Genomic DNA, 25,332 nt, shown 5'->3' on the forward strand with positions numbered 1-25,332 from the left:
GGAACAAGCAAGTTGGAACCTGCACCAACTTCCCCACGGAATAACCTCGCTTTGCCTGGGGTGCGTTGGACGAAAAACGATGAGGGGATCGCGGGATATTCAGACATGAGTCACTCCTGTGAGATGAAGGAAAATGACATCGTGCGCACCGGTACTGTCAGCACGCTACAGCCAATCAAGGAGGCTCTCCGCGGTTGGTGGTGAATTCGGGTTCGTGTCTTAGACGCGAGGGGCCCGTAGCCCTGTTGTGATGGATGTTCTTGACGCATTCATCGATGACAGGACTACGAGCCTTGACCGAGCTTACTTCCCGGCGCCCTGACGCTGCCACCGCCATCTTCAACCTTCCTGACTACCGCGTTCTTTCAACCGAGATTCTGGGCTTCGGCCAGCGCAGAATCCACGTCGAAAGCACGGTCGAATCCGGATGCTCGGACTGCGGTGTGATCGGTACCCGCCGGCACTCACGGCGCCTCCAGCGGGTCCGCGACATTCCCGTCGCCGGCCCGGTAGAACTCATCTGGTCCAAGCACCGGTATTTCTGCGACGAATCCGAATGCCCGCGCGGGACCTTCTTTGAAGCCACCTTCGAGGTCCCGCGCCTGGCCCGATCCACCGGCCGGCTGCGGAACATGCTCGTCTCCGCGGTCATTGATTCCGGCCGCGCCGCCACGGAGACCGCGACTGCGCACGGGGTTTCGTGGTGGCTGGTCCAGCGGGCCCTGACCAGGGCGGCTACTAAGCTTCCGGATGTGGACAAGCTGCGCCCCAGAATGTTGGGCATCGATGAGCACCGGTTCCGGTCCGTCCGGTTCTTCAAGGACCCTGCCAGCGGTGCCTGGAAACGCTTCGAACCCTGGATGACCACCATCGTCGATCTGGACACCGGGCAGGTACTCGGCGTGGTCGACGGCCGCGACCACAAGGGCGTCGGCGAGTGGCTCTTCGGCCGCCCGCTCGAATGGCGCCTCGGCGTCCAGGTCGTGGCGATCGACCCGTCGGCCGCGTTCCGGAAGGCCCTGCGGATGTGGCTGCCGCGGACCGCCGTGTCGGTCGACGCCTTCCACCTGGTCCTGCTCGGGAACAACATGCTCACCGAAGTCCGCCAGCGCCTGACCCAGGAAACCAAGGGCCGTCGCGGGCGCACCGCCGACCCGGTCTGGGCAAACCGCCGGCTGCTGCTCCGGGCTGGCGAGACGCTCTCAGACCGGGGCAGTGAACGGCTCAGTCGAGTGTTCAATATCGATGACCCGACGGGCAAACTGCAGGCGGCGTGGAACGTCAAAGAGCAGCTCCGCGCGCTGCTGCGCACCGGCTCACTCCAGGACGCAAGTGCCGCGAAGAACCGCCTCCAGGAACTCGTCGAACGAGCCGCCCAGCCCGAAACAAGCAGGCTCTGGCGTACAGTCTGCCGCTGGTGGAAGGAAATCGAAGTCCTCATCGTCACCGGTGCAACCACAGCGAAAGTCGAAGCGAACAACACCGCCATCAACACCTGAAACGGACGGGACGCGGATTCGTCAATAGCCGGAACTACACCACCCGCATTATGCTCAGAAGCGCCGCCCGAACAGCGGCCTGAACATTCACCGCGCACTGGAAATCACCACGAACCGCGGAGAGCCATCAAGGATTATGCCGCTGGCCCCGCTACTGGCGGGGCTGCTCAACTGGTGCCGATACTAGCCTCGGGGCGCCCGGACTGGAAGCGTCAGAATGATCGCGATGAAAGTTTCGACTTGCCCCCGCAACCAGCCCCGAGAACGGTAAGATCAGGCGCCCGATTCTCAGAGTCCCAGCTGGTCAGGGAAGAGACCGGGTATGGGCCATACCTCCGGACGTTCAATGTCGAGGTCGTCAGGGGTGTATCCACCGAACATTGCGCCTTCCTTAAACAATCCCTGTTGTTCAAAGAACGCGATCTGCTCTCGTGCCTCCTCATCGCTGGCCACGTTCAATAGAACGTCTGTCGGTTGGCCTTTGATCATGAGTCGAAGGTGGCGGTGTCCGGGCGTGCCCCCACCGACCACGACGCCGGAGTTACATACGCGGAATGATGCTATGCCTGCCTCAGTCATTGCGTTGCCCGTTACTTCCAGTATGTCTCGATTTCCCAAGACGCCATCTGGAGAAGGCCCGTAGTAGCGAAAAACTTCCAGGAAACTCTCGTCTTCTTGCGCCTGTCCCGCTTCTTCGGACGAGGCCACTCGAGCCCGAAATCCTTTGGCTCGTACAGCTTTCGCTGCTGTCTGAAGATCTTCTTCGGACTTCAATGCATAGACGGCTAACCCGGTGCCTTTCGGTCTCCACTTCAGGAGTTCGTCAACGGGCATGACGTGCACACCTAAGCCGCGATATGTCTCCGCCTCGTTCATCGCCCCGTCAGAGTACCCTTTGGTCGTCACCAGCCACCCTGCATTTGCCCGAACATCTTCGACCATCGAGGCAAACGTTCCCACATCGTTCACATCGAGTTTCGTGGCGTACTTCTTACAGTCGATGATGAGCATCGAGTCGTGAATTCCGAACTGTTTGCCCTCCACGAGTACATCGATCTGACGGTCGATTTTGGTCCGGAATCCTGGCACGTGGGCGTTACGTGTGACCTTGGCAGTGTCTCCGACAAGGAATTCGACAACGTCAGCAATTCCGTTTTCGTACTCCCGGAAATCCGACACCTCTTCCATTATCTATTCGCTCCTCCGCATAGGCGTTTACCATTACCACGTACCTGCACCTTTGGCGGCTTCGCGCGGTCCCCTTCAAGACACTCCAGCACAAACTCGGGTCTTTCGCGGAACGCCCGAGGACTTCAGGCTCTGCAAGTGCATCATTCCAGAGTGATGCGCACCCATGCAGTTCCGTGGCGAGGACGGACGTCGTTGCCGCCCGCGTTGTCTAGTTCCCCGGCCTCGATGAGCCGGTCGGTAAAGGCCAGAAAGTCACCGTAATTGAGCTTGTCCCTCACAGATGGCTCGAGACGGTTGTACAGCACTTCGGGATTGAGGGCGAAGCCTTCGAGCCCGGCGGCGGCGTTTTGCAGGGGAATGAGCAGTTCGCGGTCTTGGCGGTCCAGGCGCACCCGTTTGAGATCCACGAGGAGGGGCAGCACTGTGGGTAGGAGTTCCAGCGGTATCTGATCTGCTCCGGCGAAGACCAGACCGGCTCCGACGACAGCGGACGTGAGAACCACGCGTGCAAGGGACTCGCTGAGGTTTATTCGCCAGCCTCCGGGTCTCATGTGGAGTTCGCCGGTGCTGTTGTTCGCCGAGCTGACGAGAATGTCTTCGCAGATGTCAGCCAGGTAGTGGTCGGGCTGGACGCCGAGCCGAGGGAGGACATCTGTGCTGAGCCACTCGCGGTCGAACTCTTTGGGGATGTCATGTTCCGAGAGATATTCGAGCAGGTTGACGCTGGTCGTCATCGGGTGTCTCCTGTGGTGAAGGAAAAAGTTCGTTCTTCGAGAAGGATATGGGCCGCAGAGAACCGAAGCAGCGGCAGGTCACCTAGTGTGTCGTCGTGTCGGGTCTTCCCGGTCAGGCTCTGGGTTTCGTTGAGCCAAAGCAGGAGCCCGGTGCTGAACAGCCGGCTCACCGGGGACATGTAGATGCGGGATGCGCTGGTGCCATGTTCAATCTGGAACACCAGGAGGCGAACCATCCCGACCCGGGTCTCGATCCCGACGATCGCGTAGCGGAGAGCCAGAGCAGAGTCACGCAGCCAGCCGCGTAGGTTCGCAGACGGGCGGAGATCGCACAGAACGGCGGCCTGGTGTCGTCCGAGGAGCGGCTTCCAGTGCTGCTGGACAGCTTCCTGGGCGAGAGAGGACATGGCAATGCTGACGACGACAGCACCGGCATTCGTAATCTCTGTAGGGCTGAGTTCGGTTACGTCGAGCATCTCAATAGCGCCATCCTCACGCAGTCGCCGAAGGACAGCCACGTGGGGTGCATCGCTGAGGGAACCGCTGATCAGGCGGTATTGGTCCTGTAGGGCCTTCCGCGGGCGGATGGCAAGGAAAAGATGCCGGCGGCCGTCGTCGCCTGCGGCTAGTTCGGCTGGGGGTGTACCCCGGGGAAGAATGATCGCGGGGAGTGGATCACCGAGGACAAGAGTCTCCGACTCGACGGACATCAGCGCCACCAACGAAGACGGCATGTCGTTTGAGGCCTCTGGAAGGCCGACCGCCTGGCGAAGCGAATCTACGTACGGACGGTGCCCGTCGTAAGGCAATGTCGGGCAGCCCGATGACTCCAGGAGTTGGCTGCACCATTCGTAGGCGGCGCGGTTCAGCTCTCCCCACCCAGGGTCAGCGTCCTCTGCGAAGCGTTCCGGGCTCAAGTCGGTTGCGTCACCTGCCCAGTCCTTCAACGGCCCCCAACCGTGCTGGGAAAGCGCGCGTTCCAGGCGCTGCAGCCTGACGTCTGGCCGCATAGAGTGATCCAGCATCCCCGCAGTGAGCGTGACGGGATCTTGTCGGTCGAGAAGCTCGGTGAGGTCTGCTGGTTGCATGCAGGCGCGGGCGACAGCTTGGGTGGCGTGCATAGCAAGATACGGGCCGTGGAGGCCCTGCACGCGTCGTTGCGCGCGGTCGAGATGCCGCGCATAGAGGGGGAACGTCCGTCGAAGAATCTCGACTTCCCAGCCGGCGGGAATCGCGGACATCCAGGTCGCATACTCCTCGTGCACCCGGGTGGATCCGGCCTGTAGAGCCATCGCCTGCATCAGGGCCTTCTCGTTTCGATCTCGGGTCGCGCGTTCCTGGAGCAACACCACGGTACAGCCGTAGATCGTGGTCATCTGAAGTCTGTCGTGCATGGCTTCATGCATCGAAGCAACGAGCACTTCCTCCGCTTCTGCGTCCTCGCCGACCTCCACCCGCCAACCGCGGTGATGGTAAACACCGGAGACCTGCCTCATCAGGACGCCAAACCGTTGAAGCGCAGCGATGACTCAGTGCCCAGGACTGACGCGCAGACAGCAGACAGTACAGGCATCCATTCGGACCAGTCGGCGTCGCGCATCACGAGGCGTTCACCGAGCAGGTCCTCGAGCTGTCCGGCAAGAAGTTGGATGCTCAGGTCGTCGGCTATGGCCAGGATGACATGGGAATGACCCTCGACGTGAAGAATGAGGGCTTTCATGGTGGGGTCCGCGAGTCCCATATAGGCCCCATAAACAGTGGAGCCAGCCCCGAGGAGCCGGCCGGGTCCGACCGTGCCCAGGAATCCGATGTCCAGCAGCACCACCGTTGGACGGGAGTTCAGCGTGGGCAGCCACTTTTTTTGCCACTTGGTGTTGGTGAAGCAGCTGGCTGTGATGCAGTTGGCGACGAGGTATTCCTCCGGCCACGCCTGCGCAAGTTCCCGATAGGCGTCCGGAGTTGGAATTGTCGCATTCAATATGAGGTCCTGCCCAGCGTGGTCCACGAGCAGGCGAACCGCAAAGATCGGCGTGTTCTGGTCCTCCTGGCCGATAGGGTCGGCAGCCACGAACGCGAACGTACTGGAAAGCTGGGCGGGTGTACGCCCATGAATCAGCAAGAACGGTACCGGACCTGCTGCGCTCAGGCCCAGCACGTCAGCGCTGGCCACGTCGGCGCCGATCTCCGCCAGGCCCGACGGCCACGCTTCGTCACGGAGGCGCAGCTCAGTTGCGCTGAGGATACGCTGAACCGATTCGGCGTCACTGAGGACGCGCTCCTCTGAATCATGCGTAAGAGACACGGGGACGCCACGGCTGGTTGCAGCGTGAACGAGGTTCGCGACCCCGGGCAGGTGGTCGTTGGTTGGGACGTTGGGCAGCTCGCGCAGCCGCGAATTGGCGGATACGACGCTGTTGATGAACGTTTCCTCCCATGCTTTCCATGCAGCCTCGAGCAGGTCATCGGTATTGTCGAGAGTCAGTGCGTCGATTGGTTGTCCATGTGTGCGGAGAAAATCTGCGTCAGCAGCGTTCACAGCATCCGTAATGGTTTCTGGGCGGACGCACCCGAAGCGGCTGAAGCGCTGGTCGGGCAGCCAAGCGGATGGAATGTCAGCCAGCGTCAGGACGCGGGGATACACATCAGTTACCAGCGTCAGCACGGGTGGGCTCATGCAGAACCTGGCGACGGCAGTCGCAGCGATGTCTTTCCGGTGCCCTTCGGGAACATGCGTGAGCAGTCGGTCCATGCGCTTCATCAACGGACGGTAGATGGGATAAGCATCCATCACCTCGTCGACGTTCTCGTGGCGTAGCTCGGCATAAGACGCTGACATGAAGCTGGCGAAGGCTTCATGCACGACCCGGCAAGTGGCCACGAGCTGTCCGAGTAGGCCTCTATTCCATCCTGGATGTTCCGCTGCGAATCGGATGAGCGATCCCCATGCTGTGTCATCGTTCAGGACTTTGTGGTGGATCTCATGAAGGAGCGTGAGGTGATGCTCTGCAACGACGCTTCCTTTCAGAGTCAGCGTGTAGCCGTGCGGGAGGTACCGGCCCGACGATACCCCTGCTCCTCCCTGAAACAGCAGACAGCAACTCGCGTCCTCGTCGCGAATGGGCTCAGTATCGGCCGTGCCGGGTTCATCCTCGAGCAATGGAGCTGCGCTGTCATTCGGCAGGTCCGGAGGCCTGATGTCATCCACGGCATCATCTTTGCACGCGAGCAAGCATGGAACGGGTTCTCAGGGCTTGTGTCGCCGCAGCCGTACAGGAGTCGGAAAAAACTCGAGCGGATAGAGCCCGAGCGGTGCAGCAATGTCGGCACCTGACCGCGGCATCATAGGTGGACTATCAGCTGTGATGCCCGGAAAGACGACCCACTTGAACACCAGTACCGCCGCTCCTTGTCGGTTCGGACGCGCCGGGCAGGGCTCAAGTCGGTATAGTCGCAGAAACCGAAGACGAAGAGGACTCCTATGCGTTCAATCTCGCGTTCCAGATTCGATGCCCTTGCAGCCTATGCCCGCTCTCCTATGGCAATGTTCCTCATGCAGGAGCTCGCGTGGTTCGAGGATGTCGACGGGAAGGTCATCGCGACGATCGTCGTGGACACCGACGACGAATATGGGGCGATGATCCTCGCCAGAGACCTCAATGAGCGATTCAGGTGGATTGACGCAACTGACTTTGTAAAGACCCCAGAACAGGCGCTGGGGGCACTGCACCAGCGGTTAGCGGAGATTGGTCCCGATTTGGATCGGCTGCGCGTTCAAGGTGATGAGACGGGTGGACCAATCGACTTCTTCTCCCCTCTTTCAGCCGCTGAGAAGCTCAGTCCTGATTTCCTTGAAGTGGCTTCTTCAGAGGGATTCTCTGCCGCAAGAGGCATCATTAGCGCGATGATGCGCTGGAACGAAGACATCGATGGAAACTTCGTGGAGCAGTTCCAAACAACCGGCTTCGACGCGCGTCTCTGGGAGCTCTATCTCTTCGCCGCTTTGACTGAAGCCGGCTTTTCCATCGAACGGCCTTCTCCTGCCCCTGATTTTCTTGCCCGTGGGCCCCACGGTGAATTTGCGTTGGAAGCAACCACTATCAATCCAAGTGTGGGACCCGACGGGAAGGTCGCCGCTTCACAAAGGCCGAGCAATGAATCAGAACTTGCCTCGTACGTTCAAAATTATTTGCCAATCAGATATGCGGGTCCTCTGACCGCCAAGCTGGGCAAGGAGTACTGGACAAAACCGGCGGCAGCCGAGAAGCCTCTGGTATTCGCTATCCAGGACTTCCACGACACGATGTCCATGACGTACAGCGGAGCTGCGCTGGCGACTTACCTGTATGGATCTACACAGGAGGCGCAACAGGACTCAACAGGCCTCCTTACAGTTACACCTCGCCAGATCACTGAGCATAAGTGGGGCCAGAAGACCGTACAGTCCGGATTCTTTTCGCTTCCTGGGGCCGAACATGTCAGCGCGGTCATTTTCAATAGCAGTGCAACCATCTCGAAATTCAATCGGATGGGAGTGGGCGCGGGGTTTGGGTCAGACGAAACTGTAATGATCCGTCAGGGCTTTTTCGCAGATCCCGATCCTCAGGCGTCACAGCCACTGCCGTACGTTCACTTCGTAGTCAAAGATGATCCGGAGACTTGGATTGAGGGAATGGACGTCTATCACAATCCGAGGGCTAAATATCCCTTAGAGCCCGGGCTCCTTCCCGACGCAGCCCATCACCGACTGATGGCTGACGGCCGGATTGAGACTCAATTCAGGGGCTGGAAGCCGCTTCAGTCACGGACATCCATCATGACGTTCGGAGGAAAGGAACCGACGACGACGCTAGCGAGAGATGAAGCAGACTAACGGGTTGGGACACTGCCCGGCTGGTGAATGCCTGCCTCTCCGTTGAGGCGCCGGAAGGAGCGCCGGGCAGGAGACGCCCTCTTCCGGTGCTGCTGCCGATAAGCATTCTTCGCTATCGGTACACGTCCGGCATGTCCCTGGGCAAACATTTGCAGTCGAAGCGGCCCCCTTCATCCGGAATGTAACCCTTGTCCCCCGGTAGGGCCTCGTACATCTCTGTGACCCAGTCCGCTTCTCCGGCAGCTTTGCAGTGCGTACCGTCAAATTCCGTCTGCATTAGATACGTAGCGCACTCGCAAGCAGCCACAAACGCGTAGAACGTTCCTTGAAAAGCCTCCTCGATCAGGACGATCGGATAGTCCACGACGTGTTTTCCACACAGTGCGGGGACTTCGACCCTGTCGCCGACGATGGCGCTCTGCGGTACGTTGGCAGCCGTAGTCCAAGGGTGTAATCGCAAATGTTTGGGACCAGGTCGCAACATCTTTCCATCCGCGAACGGGAGAAACACCGATTGGGTACAGGCAATGCCTGCTGGCCAAGTCAGAGGAGCCCGAGACGGCCATAATTGTGGCATCCCAAGTTCGCTCGTCACATCAAAATCGGTGATCGGCGCTGTAAATCGCAGCCCCTGAAGGACAAGCTGACCGAGAACGATCGTCATGACGTAGCCATGGGGAACGTCAGACTCCGGCGTCCCCGGCGCACGAATTGCCAACGGTGTCACACGGACGCCGGAGAACCCATCCGCTTCGGCATAACGCCCGACCCAAAAACGGCTCGCGTCAAGGGGTTGCATCCGTTCTCGCTGCTCGTACAACGCTGCGTACTCCGAGGCCGGGAGGCCGTATCCCCCATCTCGCTGCTCTTGGCTCGAAACAAGCATCGCCGTGAGAGCAGTCTTCTGAATCCACATGGCAATCGCGGCCCGGTCTTCAAACGCGATCGTTCCTGGTTCACCGAGAATCATCGGCGTCAGAACTCGCTGAGCCGTACCCTCCAGTCGACTCATCCACCCGTTATTACAGGTCGAACAGAAGTTCTTCACCTTTTGCCGATAGGGAGGCTGCTCCCCCATATCCCGTGGCAGTCGGTTCAGCGGACCTGCCTTGTGCCGGACAGGGCTGAGGTCAAGACCGGTCTTGCTCACCCACTGGCCAAAGACATGCTCCCGGGTCATTGGCTGTGTGGAACCGCAGAAGGCGCAGGAAGCAGACATGAAACGATTATGAAGGAAAGGAAGCGTCCGGATGAATCCGTGAATTGATCCCGTCAAGCATCCTTCAGGGGTGGTCTAAAGGACTGGCTTGGAGCGGCAGCGCCATGTCCGGTCACCCGGCGCCCGGGATGCAATCACCGATACCGAGCACGTGGGGCCCTCCTGCGGCGGGAAGGATCAAGGGCCTGTGCAGCCTGTTGCTAACCTAGGAGTGCCATGACATCAGCGACACGTACTTTAGCGAGAGCCTCGAAGTTTCTCGGGAGCGCCCACCTTCGAAAGGTGGCAAGGCATGGCCGCAGGCTAGGCGCGGAAGACGCCTCGGAACTGCAAGCTCTGGGCCTGATGAGCTCCGGGGAGACGATCGCGGATGGGCTGAACAGGCTCCACGTCACGTTGCAAAAGGACTACCGGGTAGAGACCGTCTATAAGAACGCGATAGCACGCAAGCTGTTGGTGGGACGGCATGGTCTCCGCTCTGCCACCCTCCTGCAGGAACTTCGTGTAAACAACTCCATCGTGGACATGGTTCTGCTCAACGGCGTGTGTGAGGCATTCGAAATCAAAACTGAGTTCGACTCCCCCGACAAACTCCACAAGCAGCTCGACGACTACTACCGCGCGTTCACCAGGGTCACCGTTGTCTGTGACGAACTCAAGGCCTCACAGTACTTCGATCACCTTGGGGACTCCCCCGCCGGTCTGATGGTCTACACGCGGAAGGGGACGCTCCGGCCGGTCAGAGCGCCCCAAGCGCACACAGCAGGGCTGAACGTGGAAACCATGATGGCGGTGCTGCGGCAAGCGGAGTACATGGACGTCGTCGACAGCGTCCTCGGGCCGCAAGCTGAACAGCCGAACACGCTGCGGTACCGTCATTATCTTCGCTTGGCCGAAACAATAGCCCCGAGCCATTACGCTGAGCTCATGGAGCAACGGCTCAAGGCCCGACGCCCCCGTGAAACGGACGCGCTCGGGAACCCGAAAGTCGAGCCCATCATCAGTTCATTCTTAAGAGTGAATCCGACGCAGAGCCAGTACCAAAACATCGTAGATTGGCTCAATGAGGGGGGCCACAACGATGTACTTTCCGTACCTTCGCGGCAAGCAGTTCGAACTGCTCGCCATCAAAGAACTGGCGCCCGCGATCAGGGCCTCTGGGGCGGTACATCCGATCATTGAGCCCGTTCGGGACATCGACGCTGGACCAACGCTGCTTCGAAATCTCGCAGCCCTCGTAGAACACCGCGTTGCCTGCACGGTGATCATCAACCCCCGCGTAGGCGATATGAGGGGCGTCTCCAAGACCGAGAACATCCTCACGCAGTTGGAACCCCTGTTTGCTGCGAACAGGAGCATGCGGATCGGCGTCCTCCTGACCAGCGAACAGGAGATCCGCCAACTCATAGCGATACTGGCGAGGGCCAGCCGCCGCTACCGTGCAGACCTGATCTATGGGACAGCCGTGGTCAGCGAGGACAGTATGCGGCGCCTTGCGGACCTCTGTGACGTGGACATGCACCTTGCCGAGGATAAGAACTCAGTTAGGCGCTACCGCAGCCTTTTTTCGCGCCCGCCCACAGCCATACTCAGAGACAGCTTCGCCAAACAGAAACAGGAACGCAACCAGGACTACTATCCCCTTGAAGAATCGATCTTCACGGAAGATAACATCTTTTTCGCCGAAGACGGCTACCAGGGCTTTGGGGACTACCAAACGATCGGTGAAGCCTTCAAAGAAGGCGGAACAATGCCCCGCGTGGTCGCAATCCACTTGACCTACCAGCGGCCACGCGAAGAGGCGATATTCATCCGGCACTTCTGTTCCACTCCCAATGGATCCTCAGCCGACACAGCGGGCAAGTATCTCGAAGCCCTGTCCAAACTTGTAGCCTTCGCCAACGGTTCAGGACTTTCCAATCCTGCCCTGGATACTTTCCGCTCACATCTGGACAAGCAATCCTTTCCCGGACTGGGCGTGATCAAGAAGCTCTCCATTCAAAATCACATCCACGTAGCCATCGGGGCGCTCAAGGATGCCTAAGTTCAACACCTGCGCTTCCTGCTTCGGCGACGCCAGCCCCGTTGACTACCAAACGGAGGAGCCACAAGTCGGCGTGTGCAGCTTCTGCTCAAACGGCACCGACGACGTCTGGCCGGCGACCGCCTGGGCAGACCCGTTCCAACAGGTAACCGACCTCTACCGGCCAGCCGATGACGCCGGATCTCCCCTGCACGTAAGGATCCAGGACGACTGGAGCCTGTTCGCCTCACACCGTACCCCTCAGCAAAACAGGTCCTTCCTCCAAGCCGTCTTTCCCGACGGGCACCAGCTCCTCGACGCCGCCGCCGTAGAGCCCGTAAACGGCACCAACGTGGACAACTACTCCACCGTCTGGGACGACTTCGCCCATGACCTGGTCAAGCGGAACCGGTTCTTCCCTTCAGGAGCTATTGACCCCCTGGTTCTGGAACACGTCATTGGACGCAGCCTCCGCCGAATCCATGCCGGGACAAGCTTCTACCGCGGCCGCATAAGCCCCGATGGAAGCGCCATTCCTAAAGGCAAAATGGGCATGCCACCTGCTATGTGGGCCACCGGCGGACGAGCCAACCCTCCGGGAATCCCCCACCTGTACCTGGCCTTTCATGAAGAGACGTGCATCGCGGAAATCCGCCCGTCCACGCACAGCACACTCACCGTGGCCACCTTCGAAACCACCGACGAGATTACTTTTCTGGACCTTTCGGCGATCCAGCCGCTGAATCCGTTCGGCCTCGAAGACGACGAGTTCAGCCAACTGTATAGCTACAAGCTTCTCAAGCGGCTCGGCCTTGAACTCTCGAAGCCCGTGAGGCGTTCAGACAACGGCGTGGAGTACGCAGCGAGCCAGTACATCTGCGAATTCGTGAAGTCCATCGGTATCGAGGGCATCAAGTACGCCAGCTCGGTGCATCCAGGCGGTCACAACCTCGTTTTGTTCACCGAGGACAAGGTCCGCGTGACAGGAAAGCTGACCACTTACGAAATCATCGGGGCCAAGTACACCACCCGACCGAAAACAACGACCAAGTAAGGACGAGTATAGGAGCGGTTCCGTCCATCAGTTCTTGCCGGTTCAATGAATACCCCGTTGGGCTTGCCCGTTTCGTCTGTCGCGAGCACCCTCACTGCGCCAAGCTTGCGATAACACAGGGCTGGTCATGGCCGCCTGGAGACATGTCGCTTTTGTCTGGTACGGCGGATGGACACGAGTTGATCCCGTCGCCGTGTAGCACCTATAGGCTCTCCGTATGCCGCGTGCAATCTCGAACGACGATGCTGGACGTTTCCTTGTCACGACAGCTACGGGGAGCCCGTACCTGGTCGATCTCGACGACCGAACCGTCTTACGGAGGATGGCGGCGGCCGCGCCCTTAGTGGAGTTCCTGGATACCCGGTTCTCCCAGCTTCGTCGCGACGGCGAACCTTTGGAACTACTGATGCTGGAATCTTGTAAGGTCGGGGCTCCTGGCCGCTTCTGGGTTCAGGTACGCGATGATCAGATCCCCACATTCCGGGCGACGTCGCCTGTAGTCCGCATCGAACCATTCAGTTAGTGCGGGCTTCTTTTGAAAGACTGATTTCCGGCGCGGACTCGTCCATTGCCTCCGCTAGGCTCCAGCCCAGCCCGCAACCCCAGCGGACCCGTGAAGCCAGATCCCTCCATTCGGCGGCAATTTCTTGAGATATTACGGGCATTATCCACCGGACCGGCAGCTGTAGTTGAGTATGGCCAGCGAGGATAGCCCGAAGCGAAGGCTGGCGGACGCTGCTGCCACCCGATGGTTTGATGCGTCATCGAGGAGTGCATCGGCCGTCCCAGAATGCAGACTAAAGTCGTGACTGCGGACTGATTCGAGAGAGACAATTGTGAAGGTGAGAGCGAGCAGAAAAGGATCCAAGGTCACAACACGATCCCCCAAGTACCAGGCGCGTAGCGGCGGTGAAAGCTTCGCCTCGCGGTTTGCCGGACTGCACCTGGAGTTCACCGCAGATGACCTCCTAGAGGCGCTGCAGGACCTGCAGCGCAATGATCCAGGCGTGGCCCCCTCGGACGTCGACCAGGGCTACTGGGTCGCCCATTCGGGGATCGAACTTTCGTCGCGGGTCGTAGCGCGCAGTTCCGCGGTCAATGCCGCAGCAAGGATCCTAATGGACGCCTCCTCACTCACGGCCGCTGAGGTCGGCGAAAACCTGCACCTGGCAAAGACTACTGTCCGGCGCCATAGAGCGGAGCGCAAGCTGTACGCCTATTTGGTGAACGGCAGGCTCGTGTTTCCGGCATGGCAGTTCACTCGCACGGGTGATCGCGTCCTCCCTGGCATGGAACGGATCCTCGCCGTTCTCCCGAACGACCTGCATCCGCAGACAGTCGCCGGATTCTTCAGAACTCCCCAGCCCGACCTGATCCTGAATGGTGAGGCGACCGCGGTTGCTCTGTGGTTGGAGGAGGGAGGTTCGGTTGAGCCCGTCCTTGCACTGGCCACCTCGATGAACAACGGCTACTGACACCAAACCCGTGCCCGTGAAAACCTTGCTCTTCGAACCATCGACGCCAAGTTCTTGACCGTGCGGAAAGTTACCGCCTCACAGAGCCGATCTCATGCATAGGGTCTGCCGGTCAAATGTTCCTGCGTGTGGGATCCCCCGAGTTCATCCCTTATCTAGTTCGACTTCTTCCCATACGTTCGAGGCTCGGTGCCGCCGGGTGGCGGTCGGCGCAAGGAAGCTGCAGTCAGCAAGTCGCGATCTTCTTTCTTGAGTCGAAGCCCTAACAGGACATCAATGGCGTGCTGGCCCATCCTGGCCTTTCGGGGATCGTTGGACGTAGAGGTCTCAAGGGCCCACTGGATGTGCTCCCACTTAACCTCGCCGTTCCGCGTCCCCTGAACGACGCTCCGCTTTGCCCGGAGGCTGCGCAGTACTAAGAAGACGATGAGTATGAGTTCAATTATTAGGATGAGGACGCTCGGTCGCAAGGCTGCCACTATCTGCCACCAGGGTGCCGGGTCAGTATGTATCACCACATCGATCGTCTGGGCCGAGCTCGGATGCACGTCACACCACTGGTCCTACGTTAATGGCTGCTGCCCGGGACAAGTCCTGCACCAGCAGCAGATATTCATGGACAGACACACAGTGGCGTGGAGCGACAGGTAGCATGCTGTCACCCCTTTGGTCCGTTGTGGGCTGCACGCTGGTCGACGGGGCAATCCGTACATCCTCCGGCCCGGAGCCGGTTTCGGAACATCATGTGTTGTTGGTGCCCGCTGGGGCACCGCCAGCCTCGGAGGCAGCTGCCGGGAAGGACTTCGGAAGCTGTCAGCCCGTGGTTCAGGTCTGGGGCCCAGTCCCGGGCCAAGTCAGGGTATTGGGTGGCGAGGTCGTTGTATCCCGGCCAAAGCTTGCGGTGCGAGCAGTAGGGGCAGCCTGCCTTTTTCGACCCCGTGCGGTTGTTGATCGGGGCTGGATAGTCGTGTCCGTTTGGGCAGAGCCAGTAAACGGTTTTGTCGCTCCCGAACGTCACGTGTCTTGGCGTTGTTTCCCCGTTCAAAAATGGGTGCCATTCTGCTGCAAGGTCCGGGTGTGTCGTGGCAAGGTCGTTAATACCTTCCTCAACATGGTGGCCCGAACAAGTGCCGCAGCCTTGGCCACTTTTTCGCTTCTGGATCGTCTTCCAGTAGGTGTGGCCTTTAGGGCACAGCCATGCAAACATATGGCGGGATCCGCTGATGACGTCCTCGGGCCTGACGTCTCCGTTGAGCTTCGGGTGCCACTCCGCGGCCAAGGCCGGGTGAGTCGTGGCCAGATCGTTGGTGCCAGTCAGCACGGCGAAGTTTGCGCACACGGGGCATCCGGAGCCGTTGAGTGCGCGGTTAACGATTGTGGCGGGGTATCGATGCCCCTTAGGACAGATCCAATGCACCATTTTGTTGCAGCCCGAAACCACGTCCCCTGGTTTGAGTTCGTTCTGCCGCAGGTCCCATTGGGCGGCCAACGCGGGGTGAGTCTCCGCCAAGGAGTTGTACCCTGCTAAAGCCGTCTGCCCTGAACAGATTGAACACAAGGGCTTACCAAGAGCAAAGGATTTGACCACCTTGGCGCAGTTGCGGCGGATAATATGACCGGTCGCGCAAATGAAGAGCGGCTGTTTATTGGGGTCTCGGACTGCCGCTCGGGGTCTTGGGCAGCTTCCCGCCACAACATGCAATTCCGAAAACTCCGCCCATGATGTTCCCCTCGGCAACTCAAGCTGATCCAGGTATCGGTTGAACGGCTCCAAGGGGCGCTGTATTGCCCGGCCGTTTGCCGGATCCCAGGAGTTGACTTGAATGAGCGGGTGGAATTCGTGGCCGAGGCGTTCGCCTTGAACCTCCTGCCGCACCCATAAGAAAGTGGGTCGCAGCAAGAGCCACAGCGCGTCTCTGAGGCTGGCCTCCGCAGCAGGCACTGCGCGCTGGACGTGGGCGTTCAAGAAGTTGCGGGCTTGCGCATAGGTCCGGCGGGGATTGAGCAGGGCTTGCAGAAATGTGGGTTGGCTCAGCATCCAGGCAATCCCCACCACGGCCGGGTAATTTTCCGCGGTGACGCGGCCGATGACCCTCCCCGGTATTTGACGACTCACCACTTCAACGAGCTCGGCTATTAGCGCCGGTGGCGCCGCGCCTCGACGGAGGAGTTCCCGGTAGCGGCGTTCGGCGGCGAGTACTTCGTCCGAGACGAAAACCAGCGGAAGCGGCAGCCGCGGCGCGACCATTCCACTTTCGGGGCGCCGAAGTTTTACTACCCCCGTGCCGGGTCCTGTCCATAGGCGGTGCTTGAGGCAGCAATAATCCAATGCGTGTGGATTTTGTTCCACGGCCCAGCCTTGGGCGCAGAACGGACAAAGGAAGCGCGGGTAGTCGGCGTGGCTACCCGCCAGGTCCCTTTGTCGTTTGAAGAAACCTGATGGCACGCCGGCACAAGTCTCCAGGAACATCTCCATTGCGGTTCTCATGTCACGGCGTCTTATTGTCCCGGCTTGGGTTCGGGGCGCCAGGAACATTGCGAGCTCTCTTAGGCTTCCGGTATTGAGGAAGTTCGCTTCCTCCAGTCGAACCGCGTAACTGGCTGCCGTTTCCAGCCGGCGGATTCGTATGCGGAGAGGCAATCTCCCCCGTATGTCTGCGGCCGCCGGGTTGGTCTTTCCTGCTTGCAGTGACATGTGTGTCTCTCCGAGGACTTTCGCGTTGGGCTTTGCCAATGGTTACCGATTCCACGCGACGGATGGACGGAGCGCTCCTGTACGCGTTGTTGGCCTTCTTAGCGGACATTGCTCGTTGTATGGGCGTCATGTGCCGTTGTCCATGTGGGCGAGATCGGATTGAAGCCAGTTTTCGCTGGCGTCGATGTCAAGGGGGATACTCTCGAGAACCTCGCGTGAGATCTTTTCTTCGTCCGCTTCGGCATCGCTGGAAATCAGCCACTGTGCTGCCCCTGTCAGAAGGCGTCCGAGGCTGCCGATGGAGCCGCGTGTCCGGTCATGGAGGTATTGCTCGTGGCGGGCAAGGTCCCCCTCGTGATGGTTGAAGAGGAGCAAGTGGTGTTCAAAGGACTGAATGATCCCCTTCCAGAGTGCCTTCTCAGCTGTTGTGGCTCTCATGTACCTGTGCAGCACTTCGGAGGTGAACCGTCCTCGTATCTGCTGTCCGCGGTCGCCTGTGAGCAATGGCCCCAAGTGGATGTTGATCCCGGCATACAGGAAGGTTGCCGGAACTCTGTTCGAAAGGGATTTCAGAACGTCGACACTCTCGCCGTTGCCGTTGTTGAGCGTGCTGAGGTTATGAATTTCGTCAACGACAACCAGCACTGTTCTGCTCTTTTGGAGTTGACCGACAACTGTTGTCAGAAGCGATTCGAGGGTGTCCCGGCTCCTGATGGGCAGCCCGAGGAACTGTGCGAATCGTCCCACGACTGCTTTGCCGGTGCAGCCTGCTGGTACTTCTATGTAGATGACGGGTTTGTGGTCCAGTTCCATGAACTGGGGGTACTGGAGGGCATAGCGTTCGTAGATCGTTTTCATTGCTGCAAGGCAGGCAGTTGTTTTGCCCATGGTCGATTCGCCGGAGACGAGGACCCCGAGGCGCCCCGCCACACGGGATCGGTTTTGCAAGACGGCAAGCTGGGTCTTTCGCACCACGGCTTTGAGCTGGGGTGTCGAGATGACGAGGTCGGCCCCCAGATAGTCGAGCCGTCGGTTGTTGAAGGCCTCCCGCTCTGATGGTCTCATCCCGGCCCATGTTGAGGCGTCGGGCAATTCCGGCAATTCGCCGGGTTGGCTCAATACGTTGGTCAGTCCTTCCCAGTGATCAAGAATCTCAGGAGGGCGTTCGGAGAAGAACATCAGAGAAATTCCTGATTCGGGTCGAAGATGCCGACTGTCGGAACGTCGACGTCCGTGCTTTGTGGCTGGGTGAGGAGGTCAGGGCGCCGTACAACGAGGTCGGGCATCCCGGCGTCGTGGGCAAGCTTTTGCGCCGCTGCCTGCCGTTGCTCGGCAGCCTTTGTTTTCGCCTTTTCAGTCCGGGTGGCCTTCAGGACCTTTTCGATCACACGCCCGGATTGCGGGTCGCCTTTGACGCCCAGTTCCGCTGCGACATCTCGGGCTTTTTGCCTGAATTCGGCGGAGAAGGGCTTTCCGAACGCGTCTTGGTTCATCCAGTCGCACTGAATCCACGACTGGTCCTCGGGGTCCTGGACCCAGACAGCGGCGGGGTTGTTCGGGTCCGTCCGCACGGCCCATTTGCGCTTATGGCCTGTCACATAGGACGGCGAAAGACGATAGCGCTGCAGATCCGGGGAGTCGTATCTGCGATAGTGAATCTGGATGCCGTCCATTTGGATGGTCCTGTATTCAATCGGCATCATCGCGATGTAGTCAGCCGCGGTCAACGGGATTGGTACGAATCCCGTGGCGTCGAACATGGCCATGTACATCGAGTTTGGCGTATGGAGGACACCAGGACAGAGAGGGTCCCGGAGTCCATCCTGGGGTCTGTTCTGCCAGACCACCGCTACCCACCGCTCAAAAAGTTCGGCCAGCGTATAGATGTCCAGAAGCCCGGCATCCTTCTCAGGTGATTTGCCGCGCCGGCTTACCTCGCCACCGGTGTATCCGGGCAGGTACTGGGCGAAGAGGGTTTTGATGGCGTCGAATGCCCGTTCTACATTCGGCTTGTCCGTTGGCGTCCGGATGGAGCACTCCGTGATGCTGATGCCAAGTCCCTGGCACGCGGAGCGGAACGTTGTCGAGAGGTAATCCGACCCGTTATCCGTCACGATCCGCGCCGGAACGATGAATGGCCTGGTCGTGTCGTACTTTCCGACCTCCTCCGAACTCCGGCCGGCTGCCCACGGCATCTCCGCGAGCTCAAATTCGTTGAACGCCACGGTCGCAGGGCGCAGCGGGCGCGGAACTACGCACTGGGCCAGCATGCAGGAGAGGTCGACGCCCTTGGTCGCAACGCGTCTGATGCCGGTGGAGATGATGCTTCGCGTGGCCTTATCCAGGAAAATGACCAGCTTGACCCTTTGCGACTTCCCGTCGTCGTCGAGCACGAGGAGTTCGAAATCCGACGTGTCGACCTGCACTTCATGTCCTGGCATGATGGGCGGGCGGGAACTGTACATGCGGGCAGGAGCATTGGCGGCGCTGCGCCTGTTCTTGGCATTGCCGAAGGGGTATTTGTTTTTCCCAAGAGACGCCTCATAGCGCCACAGACTTGTGCGTGGCGGGACCTTGACATCCTGGCCCGGATAGTCCTTGAGGAGACGCTTTTCCAGCCGCAGGGACAACCGCTCGCGTGAGCCCGTCGACGAGTCCCGTTCGGCGGCAATAACGCTGATTAGCGCATCTCTGACTCTCGGATCCAGCTTCCTGAAGGGGTCATCGTGCCGTGAGCCGCGACGGTCGATCAACCCCGCTTCCCCTGCTTCACGGTAGGCGTCGAGTTTTCGCCGAAGCGTCCGCCCAGAGCAGGAACAACCAAGACGGTTCAGTTCCTTAACCTTCAGATTGATACGCTCGGCCAGGGAAAATCGTGCGGGATCGTACTCGGGACGGGGTTCCGTGTCGGGGGTCGGCGACGTGCCGTCTATCAACTCCCGGAGGTGGATGGCCAGCAGGTCGATGTGCTTGCGTTCTTTGTCGGAGATTGTGTCCAGTATCGCCGGATCGGCGTAGTCCGTGGTGCCTGCTCCCCCGGGGATGTCCGTCATCCGTTGGGCCAGTTCAGTGATGTGGAGTGCGCAGTATTCCTGGTCATCCATATTCTTCAGTTTCAGATTCCCGCGTTTCAGGTCAGTGATGATGTAGTTTCCGTCGTCGAGCCTGATCTCCTGGCCAATTCGCACGCTATACATTTTCGTTCTTTCGGAGAATAGTGTTCCAGGACAACGGGCGTGCCAAGTCGGCGCGGATCTCTCGTGTCCATAAGAGGTTGTAGACGAAGTGGATGCTGAAGGCAGGAGCCCCTGGACGGATTGCCCGGGCTACGTCCCGCAATCGGGCAGGCTCGGACAGGAAGTCAACCAAGAGTTCCTCGATCTCCTTGGGTGCTTTGTACCGGGGGTGCCGGTACGCTGCGAGCCATTCCAGGTTGTGGCGCATGGGCACTCCAAGTTCGCCCAGGATCTGATATGGCCAGCCGATGCGCTGACAAAGGTCTCTGGTCTTGGCAAATGTCTCCGCTGCTTTGGCATCGATGAGATTCTGCGGCCGAACGTCACAAAGCGTTTGAGTTCCGTCCCTTTGAACAGTGAAGAAGTCGGGATAGTGGCTTGTTCCGTCCGCAAAGTAGATGCACATCGGCTGTGTAGATATGCCTACGATGTCCTGCGAGAAGTCCAGCCACATCAGTGCTGAGTACTCCGTGAGGGATTCGTACCACAGGTGCTGACCAGTACCGGAAAACCAGTAGTAGCCTTCATAATTTCGTCGCCGCGGATACTTAATGCCTTGCCGGAACACGGCCGCCTTATGAAGCTCCAGCCCTGTGGCCCGACTGTCCGCCGCCGCCATATGTCCGACACCCTCGGCATCGATCCAATGAAGGACATCCCTGCCGAAGGTTTTAGGTGGCGCCGCACCGGGTGCGGAACGCTGCCTTTTTCCAAGGAGGCTCACTCTGTCCACCCGCTGCACGAAGGGGTAAACGTCCTATTCCTAGTGGGTTTCATCCAAACCACCGGCAAATCTTCCTGAAAGGCCCGATGCAATGAGGACGGCATTCGCGCGTGCGAGCCAACCACAGGAGCCACCGTACTCCCACGCCCCAAAACGCGAGCCGCATCTGGGCAACGTTAGGTGAATAGTCGAGAATGGACTGCTCAAAGGGAGGAGGCAACGCAGGAAAAGGAACCCGGCCGACATTCACGACAACTTGAGAAGGTGGTCCCTCTGGCGTGCAATCTTCATCACGCCTAACGACCGCCAAGGACTGCTAGCTTAGTGAACTGAAGATATTGCCTACGTTCACATTATACGGCCAGGGCATAGGCGTGTAGTGCGGTGGTACACAGATTTCTCTTACTGCCTATGGGGAGTATCTTCGTTGTCATGGTGAAGCCAAGCCCCCAGAGACCCCGGACGGGTCCTCGGTATGAGCCCCGGGCCATGCTCGTCTACCCCCAAGAGTTTGGCCGGAAGATGAATCCGGAGTTCGTAAAGGAGACCGGGGCAAACGTTAGCCAGGTCTCGGGTGCGATGATCCAGCACGTGTTCGCAAAGGGGATACATGACGCCCTCATGGAACGTAGCATGAGCGTCGTAACGCTGTCAGAGATGACGGGCCTGAACTACCAAAGACTGACGCGAATGCTGCGCGGAGCAGTCCTCATGCGCATAGACGACATCGGAATGATTGCACGTGCAGTGCCTGAAGCCTTCGACTCCGTGGTGGGCAGATACGATCCGCGAAACCGACTAGGGTCCGGCAAGTCACGACTAGCACTAATTTACGAAGCTGCCAGACCCTTGAACGAGTCATCTGCCGGGGAACCCGAGCCAAGTCCAGCAACGGACCAGACATCCACCGCAGAATCACCTTGGTCCGGCATTCCCCCTCCGCCTAGCTACTCGCCCGTCCTCTGACAACCGTTGTCTTAGGGGTCTCCGTATGCTGGACGAATATCATCTTCTCCCCTTGCAGTGTTCGGTGACTGGCACGGCGACACCGGCTGGGCGTTAGCGTCCATCAGGGCAGCTGCCCGCCAAGGCGTCCGCACAGCCATTCACGTTGGGGACTTTGGACTTGATTGGCCCGGCCCCAAACGCGGACGGTACGAGGCAAAACTCAACAAATACCTGGTCGATCTTGGGATCACTATCATCGTCTCGGGAGGAAATCACGACAACTGGGACACCCTGGAAAAGCTGACCGTCGAAGAGGACGGCTTGGCAACCATCCGATCAAACATCCGCGTCCTGCCCAGAGGCGACCGTACCCTGATCGAAGGCCTCACTGTCGGCGGCTTAGGCGGCGCATTCAGCGTCGACTACCAGCACAGGACCAAGGGCAGAGACTGGTGGCCCAACGAAGAACCCACTCGCAAGGAAGCCGAAGCACTAATCGCCGGCGGCCCTTTAGACATCTTGATTTCCCACGATGTGCCGGCGGGCGTTCCGCTGACAGGAGACTTCCAACTCAGCCCAGAACTCATTGAGAAAGCGGACAATACTCGCGTTCTCCTCAGAGAGGTCGTCGACTCGCTGGTAGTGCCTCATCTATTCTGCGGCCACTGGCATCAGCGGCGCACACACGAGTTGGCACATCCCAATGGAAACGTCACCAGAGTGGACGTTCTCAACAAGGAAAACTCCCGCCACGGCAACGGCGTCCTCGTCTGGCCCGGCCAAGTTCCTCTACGGATTGACCCCCTCGACATCAGGAACGGACAGCGCAACGAGTCCTCTGATTCGCTGGCTTAGAGTAGGAAGCATGGACGCGGCCGAATGGGCGACTGAGCTGGCTTACTCCCTTGCCTTGGGCCAGGAACACCGGACTTGCTGACGGTCGCCACTTGCACCGGACCTGCCGCTGGCAGGGAAGTCATAGAAACGGCCAGTCGAGTAGTCAGCGAGGCAGGATGGCCCGTCTATGAGCTGGTCGCCCGCGAGGTGGCCCCTGATTCGTCCCTCCTGTGGGAGAACGGCTTCCTGATTCTTCGCGACGTTCGGCAACCATTGTCCCCGTCGGTGCCGGTTCTCGTCGGCGCCCCCAACTGCATATCCGTCGAAACCTTCCCGTGGGTCTGCTCACGATCGCCTTCCCATGGTGATCAACCGGCGGGCCCCGCAGGAAGGCAGGACCAGCGGCTACGTGGCCCTAGCCAGTCATCGATTCGCTCCAGACTTAGTGCGGACCGTCAAGACTTGAAGCGATTCACGGAAGAAATCCGACAACATTCGGGCTGCCTCTCGCCGGTCCGTAAACTCGTAAGCGGGGGAATTCTTGCGTCCACGACCCGGTCGAGGCCAGTTCAGGACCTATGCCCCACCTCTAACGCCCGCAGCGCGCCGCCGCATGGACACGAGGATCAGGCGTATGACGCAAAGCACAACACTGGCCGAACCGACCGCCGCGAATATACCAGCCATCAGCGCCCGAAGGGCACGTCCACTCGCCGACTACCGGAGGGTAACTGGCACGACCTGGGACACCCAACTAAATAGGGCCGGCAGGATGCATGCTCCGACCGCAAGCTCGCTTCCTTGCGCTTTTGAGCTGATCTCTTTCGCGGGCAATGCCTAAGGTACGCCGTGACTGAGCTCCACTGCGAATGTCGTATGGCCTTGCCACGTGACCATCAAGCCTTGGGAGGCAGCAGCCAAGTCACCCGCCTACACTCCTGACTGACTACAGCCGATCAGGACTCGCTTCGCCACCCGGGGCCTCAGGCTCAGCCGCTGCAGCCTCCCCCTCCTGGGCGACTTCTTGGGCGGACTTTCCGATGATGAAATCTAGCAAGTCCGGTTCTGAGAACGCTCCCTCGAGGGACTTTTCCTCCACGGCGAGCAGGTATTCATCTCCTGGGAGAAGTTCGACTGCCCTGGCAAGGTTGTCCAAGGCTAAGCCCCGATCATCTTCTGTCCAAAGTCTGTAAGCGACTCCTAGCCGCATCGCTGCATCGACTCGTTCGGGCAGCTCCTGCAGCTTGGCCCCTGCACGTGCGAGTTCAGCCTCTCTGTCATCCACGAGGGTACGAAGTTGCTCGGTGCTCCAAGGCGGCTCGTTTCCGGTAAGAAGGCCCACTACATAGGCGGCGACGCTCGGAGAATCCAGATCAGAGGAATAGCGTTCTAAATACCGGACCGCCTTGGGGCGCCGGTACCGCTCCGGGACGACCGTGTTCCAAAGTACATAGGTCGCAATCAAGGGAATTCGGCTCACTTGCTTCGCTTCACCGGACAAGAGATGCTCTATTCGCTCCAAGGGTCGCGCCATGTCTACGATGCTGTTCTTTTCACCACGGCGAGTCGCGATGACCATCTCCACGAGTGCGTTGAAGATCGCGGGCCCCTGGGCAGCCGAGAACGAGTTCGCCGACCCCACCCAGAGCTGAGGAGCGAGCCGCATCTGAACTTGGCCTGGCAACGACGCGCGATACCTGGACTTAAAGTCTTCATCAACCCCTGTGGGGGCACGTCTGACGTACTGGCGGATGACGTGACGGCTCAGTCGGTTTAGGCCTTCCAGAGTCAGGACCGGCCGGTCATCATGCCAGATAGTGTCTTCACAGTCGGCGATGCTCCACAGCTCTGGGGCAAGCGTTCGGAGCGAGTGCATCGAACGGGACCGGACCTGATAGGCGAAGTCCAAGGCTTTAGTCAGCTGGGCAGATCGGATTGGCCGCAAGGTTCCACGGGCTTCCTCACGATAGAAGCTGGGCGCAACATGGTCATTGATGAAACCGAGAAACCTCCGGCGGATCGAATATTGGTCTACCTGGAGCACGGCTTCTCGGATCCGCTCCACTACGCGTGGCTCCAAGCCGCTGCAGGCGGTATCTATAACCTTGCGCTTCCTTCCGTCGTACTCATCCCAGCTCTGGGACATTGGGCTGCCCTCGCCGGAGAGCGACTCGAGGGCCGCAACGTAAAGTGTGTACGCGAGCGTAGGGTCGTCTGCCACGAGCATTGAAGCATCCACAATTCGACGTACCGCTCGCATCGCGGCTTCGAACGAGGAGCGTTGAAGGTTGAGCAACTGACTACAAAATCGGCGGACATCCTCAAGTTCTTTGTCCGTGACGAACCGCGAAGGGTCGAAAGTCCTTCGGAGTAGATGCTCGGGACTACCCGGCCCTCCTCGGCCTCCCGGGCGTCCGATCACACGACCTGCGGTTTCGGCACTGCCCGTGACCACGACGTTAAGTGCGAATGAGACCACGTAGGCGACATCACCAATAAGTTCATCTCCATCGGTTGCGATGTGCCATGACTGACTGCCGTCAGGGTTGACCGCGTCGAGCCTGTCAATGGCCTCAATAACGAGCGGATTGAATCTCTCGTGTCCCGTTGAGAACCGAAGCGTTCCAATGGGAAGTTCTATGTCATCAGCCCGGACTCTGAGCGCGTTGCTGTACACAACACGACGGTGAACCGTTTCATGCAACTCGTCTGACGAAAAGTACATGCCACTCGCAATTTGCAACACGTTACTGACCTCTCTTCTACGCCATTGCGGACGTCTCCCGTCATCCTGTCAGGCACTACTCCAGGCACCGGATCTGGAGGT

General features: G+C 59.5%; 16 protein-coding genes and 1 pseudogene. 7 read left to right on the forward strand and 10 right to left on the reverse strand.

The genetic code is table 11. From position 1 onward, the window contains the following. Nucleotides 1-293 precede the first annotated feature (293 nt). Nucleotides 294-1,582 (forward strand): annotated as a pseudogene (locus tag ACP3TD_RS11530) (ISL3 family transposase). A 205-nt stretch (nucleotides 1,583-1,787) separates the two neighbouring features. On the opposite strand, the gene ACP3TD_RS11535 reads toward ACP3TD_RS11530, so the two are convergent. The 4 genes from ACP3TD_RS11535 to ACP3TD_RS11550 all read right to left on the reverse strand — a co-directional run bounded on the left by ACP3TD_RS11535 (nucleotide 1,788) and on the right by ACP3TD_RS11550 (nucleotide 6,629). Beyond that, the gene (locus ACP3TD_RS11535; protein WP_426763045.1) at nucleotides 1,788-2,687 is read right to left on the reverse strand and encodes a restriction endonuclease; all 900 of its coding nucleotides are present in this window, start codon (nucleotides 2,685-2,687) and stop codon (nucleotides 1,788-1,790) included. Nucleotides 2,688-2,830: 143 nt separating this feature from the next. After that, the gene (locus ACP3TD_RS11540; protein ID WP_426763046.1) at nucleotides 2,831-3,424 is read right to left on the reverse strand and encodes a hypothetical protein; all 594 of its coding nucleotides are present in this window, start codon (nucleotides 3,422-3,424) and stop codon (nucleotides 2,831-2,833) included. Next, complete coding sequence (locus ACP3TD_RS11545) at nucleotides 3,421-4,920, reverse strand: hypothetical protein (RefSeq protein ID WP_426763048.1); 1,500 nt, start codon at nucleotides 4,918-4,920, stop codon at nucleotides 3,421-3,423. Before ACP3TD_RS11545 ends, ACP3TD_RS11540 begins: the two co-directional genes overlap by 4 nt. Beyond that, on the reverse strand, nucleotides 4,920-6,629 hold the full coding sequence (locus ACP3TD_RS11550; protein WP_426763049.1) for a hypothetical protein: 1,710 nt from the start codon (nucleotides 6,627-6,629) through the stop codon (nucleotides 4,920-4,922). The genes ACP3TD_RS11545 and ACP3TD_RS11550 overlap by 1 nt, the downstream gene beginning before the upstream one ends. A gap of 330 nt (nucleotides 6,630-6,959) precedes the next feature. Here ACP3TD_RS11550 and ACP3TD_RS11555 point away from each other — a divergent pair, with 330 nt between their 5' ends. After that, on the forward strand, nucleotides 6,960-8,294 hold the full coding sequence (locus ACP3TD_RS11555; RefSeq protein ID WP_426763051.1) for a hypothetical protein: 1,335 nt from the start codon (nucleotides 6,960-6,962) through the stop codon (nucleotides 8,292-8,294). Nucleotides 8,295-8,406: 112 nt separating this feature from the next. On the opposite strand, the gene ACP3TD_RS11560 is transcribed toward ACP3TD_RS11555, so the two are convergent. Continuing rightward, nucleotides 8,407-9,513, reverse strand: coding sequence for a hypothetical protein (locus tag ACP3TD_RS11560; RefSeq protein WP_426763052.1), 1,107 nt, complete (start codon nucleotides 9,511-9,513; stop codon nucleotides 8,407-8,409). A 216-nt stretch (nucleotides 9,514-9,729) separates the two neighbouring features. Between ACP3TD_RS11560 and ACP3TD_RS11565 the strand changes: the two genes are divergently transcribed. From ACP3TD_RS11565 to ACP3TD_RS11580, 4 genes are all read left to right on the forward strand, one after another. Next, nucleotides 9,730-10,695 carry a sce7726 family protein gene (locus ACP3TD_RS11565; RefSeq protein ID WP_426763053.1) on the forward strand — a complete coding sequence of 322 codons (966 nt, stop codon included), beginning with the start codon at nucleotides 9,730-9,732 and terminating at the stop codon, nucleotides 10,693-10,695. Continuing rightward, complete coding sequence (locus tag ACP3TD_RS11570; protein WP_426763054.1) at nucleotides 10,577-11,557, forward strand: sce7725 family protein; 981 nt, start codon at nucleotides 10,577-10,579, stop codon at nucleotides 11,555-11,557. The genes ACP3TD_RS11565 and ACP3TD_RS11570 overlap by 119 nt, the downstream gene beginning before the upstream one ends. Further along, nucleotides 11,550-12,590, forward strand: a complete 1,041-nt coding sequence (locus tag ACP3TD_RS11575) for an RES family NAD+ phosphorylase (protein ID WP_426763056.1) — start codon at nucleotides 11,550-11,552, stop codon at nucleotides 12,588-12,590. The genes ACP3TD_RS11570 and ACP3TD_RS11575 overlap by 8 nt, the downstream gene beginning before the upstream one ends. Before the next feature lie 842 nt (nucleotides 12,591-13,432). Further along, complete coding sequence (locus ACP3TD_RS11580) at nucleotides 13,433-14,065, forward strand: hypothetical protein (RefSeq protein WP_426763057.1); 633 nt, start codon at nucleotides 13,433-13,435, stop codon at nucleotides 14,063-14,065. Between the two features lie 658 nt (nucleotides 14,066-14,723). Here ACP3TD_RS11580 and ACP3TD_RS11585 read toward each other — a convergent pair. From ACP3TD_RS11585 to ACP3TD_RS11600, 4 genes are all read right to left on the reverse strand, one after another. After that, the gene (locus ACP3TD_RS11585) at nucleotides 14,724-16,553 is read right to left on the reverse strand and encodes a zinc-ribbon domain-containing protein (protein WP_426763058.1); all 1,830 of its coding nucleotides are present in this window, start codon (nucleotides 16,551-16,553) and stop codon (nucleotides 14,724-14,726) included. A 333-nt stretch (nucleotides 16,554-16,886) separates the two neighbouring features. After that, on the reverse strand, nucleotides 16,887-17,939 hold the full coding sequence (locus ACP3TD_RS11590; protein ID WP_426763059.1) for a TniB family NTP-binding protein: 1,053 nt from the start codon (nucleotides 17,937-17,939) through the stop codon (nucleotides 16,887-16,889). Then, nucleotides 17,939-19,948 (reverse strand): Mu transposase C-terminal domain-containing protein, encoded by a 2,010-nt coding sequence (locus ACP3TD_RS11595; RefSeq protein WP_426763060.1) that lies wholly within the window; start codon nucleotides 19,946-19,948, stop codon nucleotides 17,939-17,941. Before ACP3TD_RS11595 ends, ACP3TD_RS11590 begins: the two co-directional genes overlap by 1 nt. A 1-nt stretch (nucleotide 19,949) precedes the next feature. Further along, nucleotides 19,950-20,720, reverse strand: a complete 771-nt coding sequence (locus ACP3TD_RS11600) for a TnsA-like heteromeric transposase endonuclease subunit (protein WP_426763061.1) — start codon at nucleotides 20,718-20,720, stop codon at nucleotides 19,950-19,952. A 1,023-nt stretch (nucleotides 20,721-21,743) separates the two neighbouring features. Between ACP3TD_RS11600 and ACP3TD_RS11605 the strand changes: the two genes are divergently transcribed. Continuing rightward, the gene (locus ACP3TD_RS11605) at nucleotides 21,744-22,523 is read left to right on the forward strand and encodes a metallophosphoesterase family protein (protein ID WP_426763062.1); all 780 of its coding nucleotides are present in this window, start codon (nucleotides 21,744-21,746) and stop codon (nucleotides 22,521-22,523) included. Between the two features lie 928 nt (nucleotides 22,524-23,451). Here the strand turns inward: ACP3TD_RS11605 and ACP3TD_RS11610 are convergent. Beyond that, nucleotides 23,452-25,182 carry a hypothetical protein gene (locus tag ACP3TD_RS11610; RefSeq protein WP_426763063.1) on the reverse strand — a complete coding sequence of 577 codons (1,731 nt, stop codon included), beginning with the start codon at nucleotides 25,180-25,182 and terminating at the stop codon, nucleotides 23,452-23,454. Nucleotides 25,183-25,332: the final 150 nt, after the last annotated feature.

Origin of the sequence: Pseudarthrobacter sp. 1G09 (genome assembly GCF_050038305.1) — a bacterium.
Lineage (GTDB): Bacteria > Actinomycetota > Actinomycetes > Actinomycetales > Micrococcaceae > Arthrobacter > Arthrobacter equi.

Bases quoted from the DNA above. Each gene is read 5' to 3' on its own strand.
- ACP3TD_RS11535 (WP_426763045.1), bottom strand. From the start codon at position 2,687: ATGGAAGAGGTGTCGGATTTCCGGGAGTACGAAAACGGAATTGCTGAC.
- ACP3TD_RS11540 (WP_426763046.1), bottom strand. From the start codon at position 3,424: ATGACGACCAGCGTCAACCTGCTCGAATATCTCTCGGAACATGACATC.
- ACP3TD_RS11545 (WP_426763048.1), bottom strand. From the start codon at position 4,920: ATGAGGCAGGTCTCCGGTGTTTACCATCACCGCGGTTGGCGGGTGGAG.
- ACP3TD_RS11555 (WP_426763051.1), top strand. From the start codon at position 6,960: ATGGCAATGTTCCTCATGCAGGAGCTCGCGTGGTTCGAGGATGTCGAC.
- ACP3TD_RS11560 (WP_426763052.1), bottom strand. From the start codon at position 9,513: ATGTCTGCTTCCTGCGCCTTCTGCGGTTCCACACAGCCAATGACCCGG.
- ACP3TD_RS11565 (WP_426763053.1), top strand. From the start codon at position 9,730: ATGACATCAGCGACACGTACTTTAGCGAGAGCCTCGAAGTTTCTCGGG.
- ACP3TD_RS11570 (WP_426763054.1), top strand. From the start codon at position 10,577: ATGAGGGGGGCCACAACGATGTACTTTCCGTACCTTCGCGGCAAGCAG.
- ACP3TD_RS11575 (WP_426763056.1), top strand. From the start codon at position 11,550: ATGCCTAAGTTCAACACCTGCGCTTCCTGCTTCGGCGACGCCAGCCCC.
- ACP3TD_RS11585 (WP_426763058.1), bottom strand. From the start codon at position 16,553: ATGAGAACCGCAATGGAGATGTTCCTGGAGACTTGTGCCGGCGTGCCA.
- ACP3TD_RS11590 (WP_426763059.1), bottom strand. From the start codon at position 17,939: ATGTTCTTCTCCGAACGCCCTCCTGAGATTCTTGATCACTGGGAAGGA.